Origin of the sequence: Epibacterium sp. Ofav1-8 (assembly GCF_022348185.1) — a bacterium.
In the GTDB taxonomy this organism is placed as follows: domain Bacteria; phylum Pseudomonadota; class Alphaproteobacteria; order Rhodobacterales; family Rhodobacteraceae; genus Epibacterium.
The window spans coordinates 18,238-32,937 of sequence record NZ_JAKRFD010000005.1; the positions used below are offsets into that span (position 1 = coordinate 18,238).

A 14,700-nucleotide genomic window follows, 5' to 3' on the forward strand; every position below is an offset into this window, starting at 1 on the left:
ACAACCCGCCGTTCCGCTTGCCCAAGGGAACGGCGGGTTCGCTTCATCGGGCGATGCCTTCAATGCATTTGAGGCAGACCGCCGAAACGTTTCTCCAGTTCCACGCGCGGGTGACCCAGCAAACCGAAGGTACAGATCTCCACCCGGCTTTGCAGATCCACCAGACGCAGACGCCCGGCACGCGGTTTCATGTCAAACCCCTTGCCGCGCAGCATCTCGCGCAGGGTCGGCCAGCTGTCCGCCTTGGTCATGGGCTCGCTGAGATTGGCCCGCAGAAGCATCATCGATTCCGAGTCCAGACGCGCCCGCGTGCTTGCACATCCCCACGCGGTCTGCCCGTAGGCGAGGTCCTCGTTTTCGGTGGTCCGATCATCATAACTCATGGTTCACCCTCCAATCCACTCTGGTTCAAGGGTACCTGTATGAGAGGCGAAATTGGGGCACTCTATTGGTTCCTTCGCGGCCCAAAGGTACAGTTTTCTATACTCTTGAAAGATCGCGCACCCCGCATGCGCTACCGCAGAACCTTGCCTTCGGGCCAATCCAGACGGGTATTGAGCGTGATGATCCGGACCGATCCGGGCTGCATCTCCAGGTCCCACGCAAGGATGCCGCGCTGTTTGTCGACGTTTTCTTCTGAGGGCGTGGGGCTGGCAGACCATGTGATTTCCAGATCCTCCTGTTCGCTGAAGGGCACCAGATCAAGCACCCGCACCGACCAGACCTGACCGGTGAGGTTTTCCACCTCGATCTCCGCCACGGTGTCGCGCTGGTTGCTGCGCGAGATCACGCCGCGCCCGCCTTCGCTCTGATCCAGAAGATCCCGTTTGATGCGCACACCATCAATGGGGCCAAAGCCCAGATCCCGCTCCGCCTCGGGGGGCAGCCCCTCGAAATACCCGGACCCGATCAGCTCTCCGTCGACAAAAAAGCGGCTGTTGGCGCTGGCGAGCAACTCCTCGCCGCTGGTGTTTACAATGCGCGCGATGCGAAAGGCGGTGGGATCGCGGCGCGGCGCGGCCCGGGCGGAGACCTCTGCGCTAAAGGTGACGTCCGGCAGGTTCAGATAGGCCAGCTCCGCCCCCGAGCGCAGGCTGACCGGTGCGTCAAAACTGTAAGAAACCCCCGCCTCGCTGGCGACGACACCAAATGATGAACCAGCTTCCTTAGCCATAACCGGGGCCTCGACTGCCAGCTCGGCGACGTCGCTCATCACCCGGCTCTCTGATGTGAACCGCTGCTTGGCCTCGTACGCGTCCTCGATCCAGCGCCGATTGGGGCGCAGGTCATGCGGATTGATCCGCTGATCCGGGGTCGAGGTAGAGACCCGCAGTGCCACCTCCACCCAGTCCTCGCCGGTGGCCTGCTGGACCATAACATCCCGGCGCAAGGTAACCTGCGGCCTCACCCCTGTTTCCAGACTGAACTCGTAGGACGGCCCCCATGACACCGCATCATTGGGGTAGCTGAGGCTGATCGGCACCGTCACCTCCGCATCCGCCTCGACATCCAGTGCGAGGAACATCTGTTCTTCATCCTGCTGCGACAGCGCCTGAAGCTCCGCCTGTGCACGGGCCAGATCTGCCTCCAGATCCGTCATTTGGCGCTGAAACCCGCGCTCCTGCGCTTTGGCCCGCAAAATGGTCTCGCGCGCCTCGGCGGTTTCCTCGCGCACCGTGCTCACCAACGCGCGCAACTGATCGGGATCGGGCAGCGCGGCCCCCTCACCCCGATTGAGCGCGTTGAGAAAGGCAATCGCCGCCTCGGCCCCTTCGGCCGCCAGTCGCGCCTCCTCCGAGGTCCGGCGCAGCGCGTCTATCTGGTCCTCGATTTCTGCCACACGGGCCTCAGCGGCCTCTTGCTCGGGCGTTGAGGCGTCTTCCAAGACCGGGAAGCTCTCGCGCAAATAGAGCCCGATCCGGCGCGCGCCGGGATGGCTGATCCGAAGGCTCTCGATCTCATCCACAAAAGGCATGCCGCCAATCACGATCCGGTGGCGGCCTGCGCGCAGCGTGACTTCAGCGGTGCGGGTGATCAATGCCTCGCTGGGATAGACGGTCACCGCGCTGACGCGGCTGGTGGCGGAAAAGGTCTCCGCCAATGCGGTCGTGGACAGCAGGGCCGCAGCCCCAACAAGGACAGAAGAGAGAACAAAGCGCATCAAAATCACCGAGCTGACAATAGGATGCGGCGAGCGTCTTCTGCGCAGGGCAAAAAAGCAAGAGGCGCCCGCGTAGGACGCCTCTCGATGATCGGATATTGGCCGATGGAAGGTAGTCACCGTCCGGCCGATAGGTCGGGCGCTGTCCTTCTTTCTAGCTGGCGATCAGCCCTTTTTTAGGACCTCACGGCCCAAGAGCTCGGCGATCTGTACCGCGTTCAGCGCGGCCCCTTTGCGCAGGTTGTCCGAGACACACCACAGGTTCAGACCGTTATCCAGCGTCGAGTCCTGTCGGATACGGCTGATGAAGGTGGCAAAATCGCCAACGCATTCTTTCGGCGTCACGTAGCCGCCGTCCTCGCGCTTGTCGATCACCATGATGCCCGGTGCCTCGCGCAGGATGTCGCGGGCCTCGTCTTCATCAAGGAAGTCCTCGGTCTCGATGTTGATCGCCTCGGAGTGGCCCACAAAGACCGGCACGCGCACACAGGTCGCAGTCAGCTTGATCGACGGGTCGATGATCTTCTTGGTTTCCGCGACCATCTTCCACTCTTCCTTGGTGGAGCCATCGTCGAGGAAGACATCGATATGCGGGATCACGTTGAACGCGATGTCCTTGGGGTAGACCTTGCGCTCGTAATCATCGGTCGGATTGTAATGCGCCTTGGTCTGATCCCAGAGCTCGTCAATGGCGTCCTTGCCGGAGCCGGAGACCGACTGATAGGTCGACACCACAACGCGCTTGATCTTGGCACGGTCATGCAGCGGCTTCAGCGCCACAACCATCTGCGCGGTCGAGCAGTTGGGGTTGGCGATGATGTTCTTCTTGGAATAGCCGTGCACGGCCTCCGGGTTCACCTCGGGCACGATCAGCGGGATGTCCGGATCGTAGCGATAGAGCGACGAGTTGTCGATCACGACGCAACCGGCCTCTGCCGCCTTGGGTGCGTATTTCTTGGTCGCGTCAGAGCCAATGGCAAACAGCGCCATGTCCCAGCCGGTGAAATCGAAGGTGTCGAGATCCTGGGTCTTCAATGTCTTGTCGCCGAATGTGACCTCAGTGCCCAACGAGCGACGGGACGCCAGAACGGCAACCTCATCCACCGGGAACTGGCGCTCGGCCAGGATGTTCAGCATTTCACGGCCCACGTTGCCCGTGGCGCCGGCGACAACGACGCGATAACCCATGTTTGTTTCTCCAATATTGTCCGGCCTCATGACCGGCTCGCGGTGTGATATAGTTTCTGCGCCTGCATTGAAAGGCGCGATTCAGCAACAAACGCGTTCAAGGCGTGAATTGTTCCCCTCTTTCCGGCGAATTATCCGGTATCTTGACGCTCATCGCCGCAAGATTGGAAAAACCACACGGATACGGCGCGTCCACAGCCTGTCACGGCTGCGCGAGTCCCCCTTGTCGCATGCCCCGGATGCTGCATCTATCACGCAGGCCCCCGCCGCGGGGATGCGCCGCCCGTATTGGAGACCGCCCCAAGATGACGCTCGAGGATCCGTTCTACGCTCAGCTTCCAAAGGTGCGCACCTTTGCCAATCTGACCCGCGGAGATCGCTTTGCACCACTGCCTCAGGACTGGTTGGTGGGGTGCTGCGACATCGTGGATTCGACCGGGCTGCTGGCGCAGGGGCACTACAAGACCGTCAATATGGTGGGGGCCTCCTCCATTGCCGCGCTGATGAATGCCTTTGACCACGCGCCGTTTCCCTTTGTGTTTGGCGGCGATGGCACCTCTTTTGCGCTGCCGCCGCAGTTCGCGGAGATTGCCCGGCAAGAGCTTGCCAAACTGCGCGCCTGGGTGGCGCAGGAATTTGCGGTCGAATTGCGCGCGGCGCTCTTGCCCGTAGCGGAGGTTCGTCGCGCTGGCCGTGACGTGCGGGTGGCCCGCTTTGCCGCGTCCGAGCATCTGGACTATGCAATGTTCGAGGGCGGCGGGTTGGCCTGGCTCGAAGAGCAAATGAAAGCGGGCCGTTTTGAAATCGCCCCGGCAGACCCGGTTCAATCCCCTGACCTGACAGGGCTGTCTTGCCGCTGGAACAGCGTGCCCGCGGTCCATGGTCAGATCCTGTCGCTGCTGGTTCTACCCCATCCCGACGCCTCGGCAGAAGAGTTCGACGCATTGGTGACAGAAATCCTGTCCGAGGTCGCCGGATCGGAACGCGCAGGCCACCCGCTGCCGGAAACCGGGCCCGACATGCAGTTCCCGCCCCCCGGCTTGAGCGTGGAGGCGCGATTGTCGCGCCGCAATACACCTGCAATTTTCAGAACAGTCTCGCTGTTTTTCCAATCCGCCTTTGCGGCGCTGATGTTCCTGCGCAAACGCCCGACCGGCGGGTTTGATCCAACGCACTATCGCAACACGATCACCGCCAATGCGGATTTCCGCAAGTTTGATGACGGGTTGAAGATGACACTGGATTGCAGTGACGAGACCCGCATGGCGCTCGAAGCACTGCTGATCCAGGCGCAGGCCAAGCGTATCGCCCGCTACGGGCTGCACGCGCAGGACGAGGCCCTTGTGACCTGCATCGTTCCCTCGCCCATGCAGGACGATCACATGCATTTCGTCGATGGCGCCTCAGGCGGCTATGCGCGAGCGGCCCAGATGCTGAAGGCGGCGAACCAGACCTGACCTTCTGCTGCCGCAGCTCGCCCCCGGACGCCCTTCCCGCGCCCGGGTAGGGGCTTTGCCCTGTCCGGAATCGGGGATATCCGGGGCTGTCAGCGGATCAAGTGGCCTCTCAAACCGGGTGAAACGTGCTCGATTTCGGGTCGTAGCACTCCAGCCCGCCCTCGCCGATGTCGGTCCAGAGCCCATGCAGGCTCAGCTCGCCGGACTTCACCGCGCTCTCGATGAACGGGAAGGTCATCAGGTTTTCAAGGCTGGCCACAACCGCCTGACGCTCAAACTGACGCGCCTGTTCCTGCTCATCCACGATGTCCTCGACCGCGGTGAAGCGCGGCTTCAGGATGTCCATCCAGCGCCCGACAAAGCTGGTCTTTTCCTCCAGCGCCGGTGCGTGCCCCTTGCACATGTCGATACAGCCCTGAACGCCACCACATTGGGAATGGCCCAGCACGATCAGATGCGCCACCTTCAGCACCGTCACCGCATATTCGACCGTGGCCGAGGTGCCGTGGTGGTCGCCATCGGGCGCATAGGGCGGCACCAGATTGGCAATATTGCGGTGGATGAAGAACTCGCCCTGATCCGCCCCGAAGATCGAGGTCACATGCACCCGGCTGTCACAGCAGGAAATCACCATGGCACGCGGGCGCTGGCCCTCCTTGGCCAGGCGGCGATACCAGCCCTGGTTCTCCTCGTAGGCGGTCGCTTTCCAGCCATGGTAACGGGTTACCAAATAGTTCGGCAGGGGCTTTGCATAGTCCATGTCATACACCTCGGGTTATCGACTGTCGGGTGTGATAACCGCAATTCACACCAAATTCGAGAGATATACGTTTCGGATCGAAACCTTTTGACAACCAGTGCGGCGCAGATTGGGCCTATGCCGTGGGGGCATACCGAATACGGGGTGAATAGTGGTGGCTAACATACTTACAGTCAATCATAGGGAAAACGTCCACTTGGACCCGCAAAAGCTGACTGATCTTTATTCACAGCTTGGCGAGACAAGTGCCGAGGACGTCGTCTGCCGCGCCATCGAGGAACTCGCCGTGCGCCTGACGCATTGCGAGCGCCTGTGGCGCCAAAGCGACGTGGACAACCTGCGCAAGAGCGCGCGCTCGCTGATCGCGATCTCGGAACAGATCGGCATGATGGCCATGGCCAATATCGCACGCGATGTGACCAACGCCATTGATGCCGAAGATTCTCCGGCGGTGGCAGCAACGCTGTTCCGCCTGATCCGCGTTGGCGAAAGCTCGCTGACGGCGGTCTGGGAACAACACGACCTTTCGGTCTGACGGACTCGCCGCCACAGCGGCGCATCCATGTGGGTTTTGAGTACGGCCCGGTTGGGCTTGCGGCGGCGGCTGCGACGGATACTCTGGTGGCAAGAGGTGATAGACCCAAGCCATACCAAGAGGACCTGTCCATGCAGCCCCATTTTGCCGTGCCCAATCTGGCCGTTCCAACCTTTGCCCCCGCCTCCGACGCGGGGCTTCCCCTGCACATCGTCACTGAACGCACACTGGACGCCTGGCTGGCGCAACAGGACGGCACCACCGCAGGCTGGGCGCGCTCTATGGGCTTTGCCGGCGCATGGGGGCAGGTTGTGGTGCTGCCGGGTGCAGATGGCACCATCCGCGGCGCATTGATCGGTGCAGGCACGCCCAAAACCCGCCAGCGCCAGCGATTCCTTTTGGCCGCAGCCGCTGCAAAACTGCCCGAAGGCACCTATGCGCTGGCCTCGGATCTGCCCGCGGATCTGTCAGCAGAGGTCGAATGCTTCGGCTGGTTGATGGCGCAATATGCCTTTGATCGCTATGCAAAAACCACTGGAGCCAAGGCCTGCCTGATCGCCCCCGACGGCGTTGACGCCGCCCGCGTGGAGGCGATGGCCGCAGGCGAAACCTTCACCCGCACGCTGATCAACACCCCCGCCGAGGACATGGGACCGGCAGAGTTGCAGCAGGCCGTCGAATCGCTGGCCGAGGTGCACGGAGCCACCGTGAGCACCGTGATCGGCGAAGATTTGCTGGCGCAGAACTTTCCGCTCATTCACACCGTGGGCCGCGCCGCGGACCGCGCGCCGCGCCTGATCGATATGCGCTGGGGCAACGAGGGGCCGACGCTCACGCTGGTGGGCAAGGGCGTGTGTTTCGACACCGGTGGTCTGAACCTCAAACCCGGTGCCAGCATGGCGCTTATGAAAAAAGACATGGGCGGCTCTGCAAATGTGCTGGGACTGGCGCATATGATTATGGCGACGGGTCTCAGGCTGCAATTGCGGGTGCTGATCCCGGCGGTCGAAAACGCCGTCTCCGGCCTTGCCTTCCGCCCCGGCGATATCTTCACCTCCCGCAAGGGGCTGACGGTTGAGGTCAACAACACCGATGCCGAGGGCCGTCTGGTGCTGGCCGATGCGCTGGCGCTGGCTCAGGAAGACACCCCCGATCTGCTGATTTCCATGGCCACCCTGACCGGGGCGGCACGGGTGGCTGTCGGCACCGACATTGCCCCGTTTTTTACCGACCGCGAGGGCGATGCGGTGACACTGGCGAGCAACGCACAGGACGCGGCGGATCCGGTCTGGCGGCTGCCGTTTCATGACCCCTACGAGGCCATGATCGAGCCCGGTATTGCCGATCTGGACAATGCCCCAGCGGGGGGATTTGCCGGGGCGATCACCGCCGCTTTGTTCCTGCGCCGCTTTGCCGGTGATGCGCGCTACATGCATTTCGACGTCTTTGGATGGAGCCCCTCCAGCCTGCCCGCACGGCCCAAAGGCGGCGTTGGTCAAGGCACCCGCGCCTTGTTTCAGGCCCTACCAGAAATGCTGGGACTGTCATGACCCGCACCCGCATCTCCCGCCCCGTTGCAGACCTGTGCAATGCGCCAAACAGCGCGCGCGAGCGGCAATTGCTGATGGGCGATCACGCCGAGATCCTGTCGCGCCAAGACGGCTGGTGCCACCTGCGCGCCGAAAAGGATGGCTACACGGGTTGGGTGGCCGAAGATCATCTGGCAGACCCGCTTGCCATGACCCATTGGGTCAGCGCCCCCGCCACCCATGCCTATACGCGCGCAGATCTGAAATCGCCGGAGCTGACCTCGCTCAGCCTCGGCAGTCAGCTGGCGGTTCGGGGCACAGAGGCGCGTTTTGCCCAGACAGATCAGGGGTTTGTGCCGCTGGTCCATCTGACCCCGCTGGACACGCGCGCGTCTGATCCGGTGGCAGTCGCCGAAACGCTCATGGGTACGCCTTATCTTTGGGGGGGCAATAGCCGCTTTGGCATTGATTGTTCCGGTCTGGTGCAACTGTCCTGCCATGCCTGCGGTATCGACTGCCCCGGCGACAGCGGTCCGCAGGAGGCCTGTTTGGGCAGGCTTTTGCCCGAGGGCAGCCCTTATGAGCGGGGGGACCTCTTGTTCTGGAAGGGCCATGTGGGGTGGGTGCGTGACCCGCTGATGTTGCTGCATGCCAATGCCCATACCATGGCGGTGACGCTGGAGCCCCTTCAGGCCGCCATCACCCGCATTTTAGAACAGGGTGACGGGCCGGTGACCGCCCATAAACGCTTGGGCTGAACCGCCCTTAATGGATGTCTGGCGAAAACCTCGCAATTAAGAGACGGTGGGATCGCGTAAGCGATCCGATCCGGGCCGGGGCCGCGCGGGGCCAAAGGCCCCGCGCGGCCCCGGCCATCCCCCAAAAACCCGTGAACTGCGGCGCAACCGCCGTTTAATCCACGGCTATTCCACGGCGCGGATCAATTTGCGCTCCAGAACCCGAAGCACTGTTTTGAGATCATTGCCGCGTTTCAGGATCTGACCGTCCATCCCCACAACCGAATATTGCCCCTGCCGATTTCGCAGCTTGGGGCGTTTCTCAATCCGATAAAGCGGATTCTCAGCGGTGCGGCGAAATACGGAAAACACGGCCATTTCGCGCAGATGCGACAGGCCGTAGTCGCGCCATTCCCCGGCGGCAACCATGCGACCATAAAGCGACATGATCACAGAAAGTTCGCTCCGGTGGAAAACGATCTGCTCGGGCGGTGGCGAAGGCGGGAAGGCCCCGGTGCTCTGTTGGTTCATCCTTCTAAGGTCCGCGCATTTGCGCTGCAAATCAAGCCTCTTCGCAGCTTTTGAGACCTGAGAGCCCCGCAAGTGCGCTACCAAGGCCCAGCCGCTCTTCCAGGGCGCGGTGCCCCGGTGCGGTCACCTCCAGCCCACGTCCGCGCAGTGGACGCCGCAGCCACCCTGCCTCCAGCGCATGGGTCAGGATCTGCCGCCCCATGGGACCGGCGATATGCAAACGCCGCTCTGTCCAGTCCATACAGGGCCGTGCAAAGGGCGCGCGCGTAACACGGTCTGGCAGGCACACGCCCAACCCCGCCCAGATCTCGCCCGCAACCGGATGAAAGCCGCCGCCTTCTTCGCGCAGATGCCCGCGCGCGATCAGCGCATCGGTCATCGCCACCGCGAGCGGTCCGGCGAGGTGATCATAACAGCTGCGCACCTGCGCCAGCCCACCTGCCTTGCGCCGCTGCGCCCGGTAAAGGCTGTCCATTGGCGCAATCGCCGCGAGCTGTTCCAGCGCCTGCGCGACCTCTGGTCCGGACAGGCGGTGAAACACACAGCGCCCACGCTTTTCTGCCACCACGAGGCCCGCATCCTGCAACAGACGCAGATGCGCCGACGCGGTTTGGGGCGTGACCCCGGCGGCGCTGGCCAGTTCCTTATTGGTGAAGGAGCGCCCCTCCATCAGCTCGCAGAGCATCCGGGTGCGACTGGCATCCGCGATAGCCTGCCCGATGATATCAAAACGTGGTGTTGCCATGGGAACACCCTAGCGCTGATGCGGGGGGCTGCCCACGACAAACACTTCGCCCAGCGCCGAAGTCTCAGCGCGCGGGATCGCTCCGTCAGACCCCGTAGCGGGCGAGGAACATGTCGACAGCGGCGTCCGCGACGCGGTGAATTTCAGCCTCCGCAACGCTGTCGCGCAGGTTAAAGATCATCCGCGGGAATAGATCGGTGCGCAGCAAGGCCGCCCATTGCTCGGTTGCCATATCGAAATCCTCGATCTGCAATTCGCCCCGTGCGGTAGCAGCACGCAAATAGGATTTGAGCTTTTCGCGCTCGACCTGCGGGCCGCTGGCAAAGAACTCCCGCCCCAGATCGGGGAAGCGTTCGGTCTCGGCCACACAGATGCGATAGATCTTCTGGCCCACGTCAGACAGGATCACCGACAGGATATGGCGTGCCACCAGCGTCAGCACCTGACGCGGGCTGGAGCCTTCGGGAAAGTCCTGTTGCTGGGTGGCATGCCGGGCACATTCACTGCGCGCCACTTCCATAAACAACAAGCGTTTATCGGGAAAATAGCTGTATAGGGTCGCCTTGGAAACACCGGCTTCGCGGGCAATATCGTCAACACTGGCGCCTTCAAAACCATCGGCCAAAAAGACCTTGCGAGCCCCATCCAGCACCTGATCAAACTTCCGCCCCCTGCGCACGACAGCTGCGCTCTGGTTCGTCACTCTTTCCATCCTCCTCCCGCGCAACCGGGGCCGTCCCTTGCCCCCTTTGACTGCGCTAGCCCTAACGTCTGGCACTCCACCTGCCCAAAGGGCTTTTTCAAGCCCCTGTGGCGGACTGCAGTTTTTCAGCCATACCGCACCCGACAGCAGCAGGAAAGCGACAGTCGCGTGATCGCCCTGAATCCTGAACGCAAAAACGCTTTTTCTTCTGGTCAACTCAGGTTACCAATTTCCGCGATGGCCGAGATTTTCTTTCGCACACTTCCGTTCTTTGCAATCATCGGCCTTGGCTACTGGGCGGGCCGCACCCGGTTTTTCACCGATGAGGCGACAGCCTATCTTACGAAATTCGTGTTCTTCTTTCCGCTCTCGGCGATGATCTTTCGCTTTGCCGCGAACCTGTCTGTTGCAGAGATTTTCGACCCCAATCTGATCATCGGCTATCTGGCGGGCACGCTTGGCGTCTATCTGGTGGCGACCGTAGTGGCGATGCTGCGGCGGCAGGATATTTCGACCGCCGCGGTCGAGGCCCAATGCGCAGCGATCGGCAATGTCGGTTTTCTTGGCATCCCGATGATGGTGATCCTCTTTGGAGAGGGGGCTGTCGGACCGATGATGCTGGTGCTGGCGGTGGATCTGGTGGTGTTTTCCTCGCTGATCGTGGTGCTGATCAATGCCCATCGCGGCGCGGGGCTGAGCCTTGCAACGCTGCGACTGGTGGGCGTGGGGCTGCTGAAAAACCCGATGATCCTGTCGATTGTTGCCGGTCTTGTATGGTCCGCAGGGCAGGTGCCGATCCCGACGCCGATGAATGATTTCCTTGCGATTCTGGGCGGTGCAGCCACCCCCGGTGCCTTGTTTGCGATTGGCGCATCACTGGCCTCCAAATCCGCGGAACGGGTGGAGGTCGCAGGCTGGCTGTCGTTTGCCAAACTGGTGTTGCACCCCTTGGGTGTGGCGGCGGGGGTGCTGTGGTTGATGCCGGTTACGCCATTTTCTGCGGCGGTGGCGATTTCTGCGGCGTCGCTGCCGGTGGCGGGCAATGTTTATATGCTGGCGCAACACTATGGCGTTGCGCCGCAACGGGCCTCGGCAGCGATCCTGATTTCGACTGTGGTGTCGATCGTGACGGTGCCCTTTGTCATCGCTTGGGCGAATACGCTGTTGTGAGTTCGGCCGTAAGGCCGGACAGCGCCTGACCTTCCCCCCGGGAAGGCGCTTCACGCCTCCCCAAGGTCAGGCACAGTCCTAAACACCAACTCAGCCTGTTTGGAAAAGCGATCTTCAGCCAATTGCAAGCTTCTCTGGCGCAAAAACGGGCCGAGGCGACGTGCCAGCACTGGATTAATTCGCCCTGCCCCGTTAGCGATGAGCCAACACCGAATTATGGAGGTCTCGATGGCAACTTCGATGGAAACCCTGGCCGAGAACCGGGCCTTTGGCGGCACACAGGGCGTCTACCGCCACGCCAGTTCCGCCACCAACTGCGACATGACCTTTGGCCTGTTCCTGCCCGAAGAGGCCAAGGACGGCCCGGTGCCGCTGCTGTGGTATCTCTCCGGCCTCACATGCACCCATGAAAACGCCATGACAAAGGCCGGCGCGCAGGCGTGGTGCGCCGAGCAAGGCATCGCCATGGTGTTTCCCGACACCTCCCCACGCGGCGAAGGCGTCGCCAATGACGAGGCCTATGATCTGGGACAGGGTGCGGGCTTTTATGTCAACGCGACCCAAGACCCATGGGCGCCGCATTTCCAGATGTGGGACTATGTGGCCGAAGAACTGCCCGCGCTCCTGGGCGAACAGTTCAACCTCGACATGTCCCGTCAGGCCATCACCGGCCATTCCATGGGCGGTCACGGCGCGTTGACGCTGGCGATGAACCTGCCGGGGCGTTACCGGTCGGTGTCCGCCTTTGCGCCGATCTGCAACCCCACCAACAGCGACTGGGGCCGCAAACAGCTCAGCGCCTACCTTGGTGCGGATGAGAGCCTCTGGGCCAAACATGACGCGTCCCTCCTGATGCGCGATGTGGGCTTTGACGGTCCCGTTCTGATCGACACCGGCACGGCGGATCAATTTGGCGACTTGCTGAAAACCGAAGCGCTCGCCAGTGCCATCGCGGAACGCCGTCAGGAAGCCACCTTGCGGATGCAGAAGGGCTATGACCACAGCTACTTCTTTGTCTCCACCTTCATGGAGGAGCATGTCTCCTTCCACGCAGACGCCCTCTACCGGGAGTAACACCATGACCGAGACCCCTTCCAAGTTCGACTATGACCTGATCGTCATCGGCTCCGGCCCCTCTGGCCGCACCGCCGCCATTCAGGCCGCCAAGCTCAAGCGCCGGGTGCTGGTGATTGACCGCAAGGATCGCCTGGGCGGGGTCTCTGTTCATACCGGCACGGTGCCCTCCAAGACGCTGCGGGAAACCGTGCTGAACCTCACCGGCTGGCGCGAGCGCAGTTTCTATGGCCGCGCCTACCGGGTGAAGGATCAGATCAAGGCCGAAGACCTGAAGGCGCGCCTGCATATGACGCTCGATCACGAGGTCGACGTGCTGGAACATCAGTTCAACCGCAACCACGTCGATATGCTGGCGGGCATGGCGCATTTCACCGGCCCAAATGAAGTCGAGGTGGAAGTCGAGGCGGGCGACACCACCCGTGTCACCGGCGAGAAATTCCTGATCGCCACCGGCACCCGCACCTATCGCCCCGATACCGTGCCCTTTAACGGCAAGACCGTGGTGGATGGCGACGAGTTCCTGGAGATGGAGGAAATCCCGCGCTCGCTGATCGTCGTGGGGGCAGGCGTCATTGGCGTGGAATATGCCACCATGTTTTCAGCGCTGGATGTTCGCGTCACCCTGATCGAGCCACGCGACAGCTTCCTTGATTTCATCGACCAGCGGCTGATCGAGGAATTTACCCACCAGATCCGAGAAAATGGCGTCGATCTGCGGCTGGGATCTGCGATCGAGAGCATCGAGGATGAAGGCAGCCATATCGAAGTGACGCTGGAAAACGGCCGCCACGTGCGCGGCGAGATGCTGCTGTTTGCCGCCGGGCGCATGGGCAACACGGATCGGCTGAACCTCAAGGCCGTGGGGCTGGAGACCGATCATCGCGGCCGCCTTGAGGTGGAGCGCAAGACCTATCAGACCAAAGTGCCCCATATCTATGCCACCGGCGATGTGATCGGGCATCCATCGTTGGCCTCCACCTCGCTGCAGCAGGGGCGCGTTGCGGCCTGTCATGCGATGGATGTGCCCACCGTGCCAGAAAGCCCGTGGTTCCCCTATGGCATCTACTCGGTGCCGGAAATGTCCACCTGTGGGATGTCCGAAGAAGAACTGAAAGAGCGCGGCGTCCCGTATGAGGTCGGCATCGCGCGGTTTCGCGAAACCTCGCGCGGGCATATCATGGGGCTGGAGCACGGCATGCTGAAGATGCTGTTTTCGCTCAAGACCCGCCGGGTGCTGGGCGTGCAGATCGTCGGTGAGGGCGCCACCGAGCTGATCCACATTGCCCAGGCGGTGCTGAACCTCAAGGGTACGGTGGATTACTTCGTGCAGAACACCTTCAACTATCCGACCCTGGCCGAGGCCTATAAGATCGCCGGGCTTGATGCCTTCAACCGGATGCCAATCCCGGATGAATACAAGGACCTGCGCGCGCCCTCCAAGGCCAAGAAAGCCCCGGCAAAGAAGGCAGAGGCGACAAAAGACGCACCCGCCAAAAAGGACAAGGCAGCAGAGTGAGCGCGCTATACATCGACGCCGACGCCTGCCCGGTCAAAGCCGAGGCAGAGCGGGTCGCCACCCGCCACAAGTGGCGCATGTTTGTGGTCTCCAACGGCGGCCTCAGGCCCTCGCAAAACCCGCTGGTGGAAAACGTCATCGTGGATGCAGGCGCGGATGTGGCCGACATGTGGATCGCCGAACGCTGCGGGCCGGGCGATGTGGTGGTGACGGGAGACATCCCGCTGGCCGCCAAATGCATCGAGGCCGGCGCGCGGGTGCTGCGCCACAATGGCGAGCGCTTTACCGAGGCCAATATCGGCCAGCAACTGGCGATGCGCGATCTGATGACCGATTTGCGTGCCGCCAACCCTTTGGGGATGCAGGGCGGGGGCAAAGGGTTCTCGAAGGCGGATCGGTCGCGGTTCCTCGACTCGCTGGAGCGGGAGATCCGGGCCGCAAAAAGGTAACCCGGCCCAAGCCAACGCCCCCGGCATCAGTCGCGGGACCGTCAATCCCGCAGCCGGGCTGCACTCTGCGCCTCAAGTGTCGCAGAGCATACGTTTCTCGGACGTTCCGTCTACTTTCGCGCAGGACCAAGCGGAACCCGCA

At 62.3% G+C, this 14,700-nt stretch carries 15 protein-coding genes; 8 read left to right on the forward strand and 7 right to left on the reverse strand.

What is annotated here, in order from left to right; translation table 11 throughout:
• Nucleotides 1-59 precede the first annotated feature (59 nt).
• From MHM97_RS09250 to MHM97_RS09260, 3 genes are all read right to left on the reverse strand, one after another.
• Complete coding sequence (locus MHM97_RS09250) at nt 60-383, reverse strand: hypothetical protein (protein WP_239322082.1); 324 nt, start codon at nt 381-383, stop codon at nt 60-62.
• Nucleotides 384-514: 131 nt separating this feature from the next.
• Entirely contained in the window at nt 515-2,161 is a 1,647-nt protein-coding gene (locus MHM97_RS09255; protein WP_239322083.1) for a DUF4139 domain-containing protein, read from the reverse strand.
• 165 nt (nt 2,162-2,326) lie between these two features.
• Nucleotides 2,327-3,349 (reverse strand): aspartate-semialdehyde dehydrogenase, encoded by a 1,023-nt coding sequence (locus MHM97_RS09260; RefSeq protein WP_239322084.1) that lies wholly within the window; start codon nt 3,347-3,349, stop codon nt 2,327-2,329.
• A 305-nt stretch (nt 3,350-3,654) separates the two neighbouring features.
• Between MHM97_RS09260 and MHM97_RS09265 the strand changes: the two genes are divergently transcribed.
• Nucleotides 3,655-4,806 (forward strand): DUF3095 domain-containing protein, encoded by a 1,152-nt coding sequence (locus MHM97_RS09265; RefSeq protein WP_239322085.1) that lies wholly within the window; start codon nt 3,655-3,657, stop codon nt 4,804-4,806.
• 109 nt (nt 4,807-4,915) lie between these two features.
• On the opposite strand, the gene MHM97_RS09270 is transcribed toward MHM97_RS09265, so the two are convergent.
• Entirely contained in the window at nt 4,916-5,566 is a 651-nt protein-coding gene (locus MHM97_RS09270; RefSeq protein WP_239322086.1) for a carbonic anhydrase, read from the reverse strand.
• Between the two features lie 196 nt (nt 5,567-5,762).
• On the opposite strand from MHM97_RS09270, the gene MHM97_RS09275 reads away from it, so the two are divergent.
• The 3 genes from MHM97_RS09275 (at nt 5,763) to MHM97_RS09285 (ending at nt 8,388) form a co-directional block, all read left to right on the forward strand.
• Nucleotides 5,763-6,101, forward strand: coding sequence for a hypothetical protein (locus tag MHM97_RS09275; RefSeq protein ID WP_239322087.1), 339 nt, complete (start codon nt 5,763-5,765; stop codon nt 6,099-6,101).
• Between the two features lie 131 nt (nt 6,102-6,232).
• Nucleotides 6,233-7,651: a leucyl aminopeptidase family protein gene (locus tag MHM97_RS09280; protein WP_239322088.1), complete on the forward strand. Its 1,419-nt coding sequence runs from the start codon at nt 6,233-6,235 to the stop codon at nt 7,649-7,651.
• Complete coding sequence (locus MHM97_RS09285; protein ID WP_239322089.1) at nt 7,648-8,388, forward strand: C40 family peptidase; 741 nt, start codon at nt 7,648-7,650, stop codon at nt 8,386-8,388. Before MHM97_RS09280 ends, MHM97_RS09285 begins: the two co-directional genes overlap by 4 nt.
• 165 nt (nt 8,389-8,553) lie before the next feature.
• Here the strand turns inward: MHM97_RS09285 and MHM97_RS09290 are convergent, their stop codons facing one another.
• From MHM97_RS09290 to MHM97_RS09300, 3 genes are all read right to left on the reverse strand, one after another.
• A complete protein-coding gene (locus MHM97_RS09290; RefSeq protein ID WP_039982542.1) occupies nt 8,554-8,898 on the reverse strand; it encodes a DUF2794 domain-containing protein in 345 nt (114 codons plus the stop codon).
• Nucleotides 8,899-8,929: 31 nt separating this feature from the next.
• The gene (locus tag MHM97_RS09295) at nt 8,930-9,643 is read right to left on the reverse strand and encodes an ArsR/SmtB family transcription factor (protein WP_225264450.1); all 714 of its coding nucleotides are present in this window, start codon (nt 9,641-9,643) and stop codon (nt 8,930-8,932) included.
• A gap of 85 nt (nt 9,644-9,728) precedes the next feature.
• The gene (locus tag MHM97_RS09300) at nt 9,729-10,346 is read right to left on the reverse strand and encodes a TetR/AcrR family transcriptional regulator (RefSeq protein WP_239322090.1); all 618 of its coding nucleotides are present in this window, start codon (nt 10,344-10,346) and stop codon (nt 9,729-9,731) included.
• Nucleotides 10,347-10,583: 237 nt separating this feature from the next.
• Here MHM97_RS09300 and MHM97_RS09305 point away from each other — a divergent pair, with 237 nt between their 5' ends.
• The 4 genes from MHM97_RS09305 (at nt 10,584) to MHM97_RS09320 (ending at nt 14,558) form a co-directional block, all read left to right on the forward strand.
• Nucleotides 10,584-11,516 (forward strand): AEC family transporter, encoded by a 933-nt coding sequence (locus MHM97_RS09305; protein WP_239322091.1) that lies wholly within the window; start codon nt 10,584-10,586, stop codon nt 11,514-11,516.
• Nucleotides 11,517-11,756: 240 nt separating this feature from the next.
• Nucleotides 11,757-12,590, forward strand: coding sequence for an S-formylglutathione hydrolase (gene fghA, locus MHM97_RS09310; RefSeq protein ID WP_239322392.1), 834 nt, complete (start codon nt 11,757-11,759; stop codon nt 12,588-12,590).
• Nucleotides 12,591-12,594: 4 nt separating this feature from the next.
• Nucleotides 12,595-14,109, forward strand: a complete 1,515-nt coding sequence (gene sthA / locus MHM97_RS09315; protein ID WP_239322092.1) for a Si-specific NAD(P)(+) transhydrogenase — start codon at nt 12,595-12,597, stop codon at nt 14,107-14,109.
• Nucleotides 14,106-14,558 (forward strand): YaiI/YqxD family protein, encoded by a 453-nt coding sequence (locus tag MHM97_RS09320; RefSeq protein WP_239322093.1) that lies wholly within the window; start codon nt 14,106-14,108, stop codon nt 14,556-14,558. Before sthA ends, MHM97_RS09320 begins: the two co-directional genes overlap by 4 nt.
• Nucleotides 14,559-14,700 lie beyond the last annotated feature (142 nt).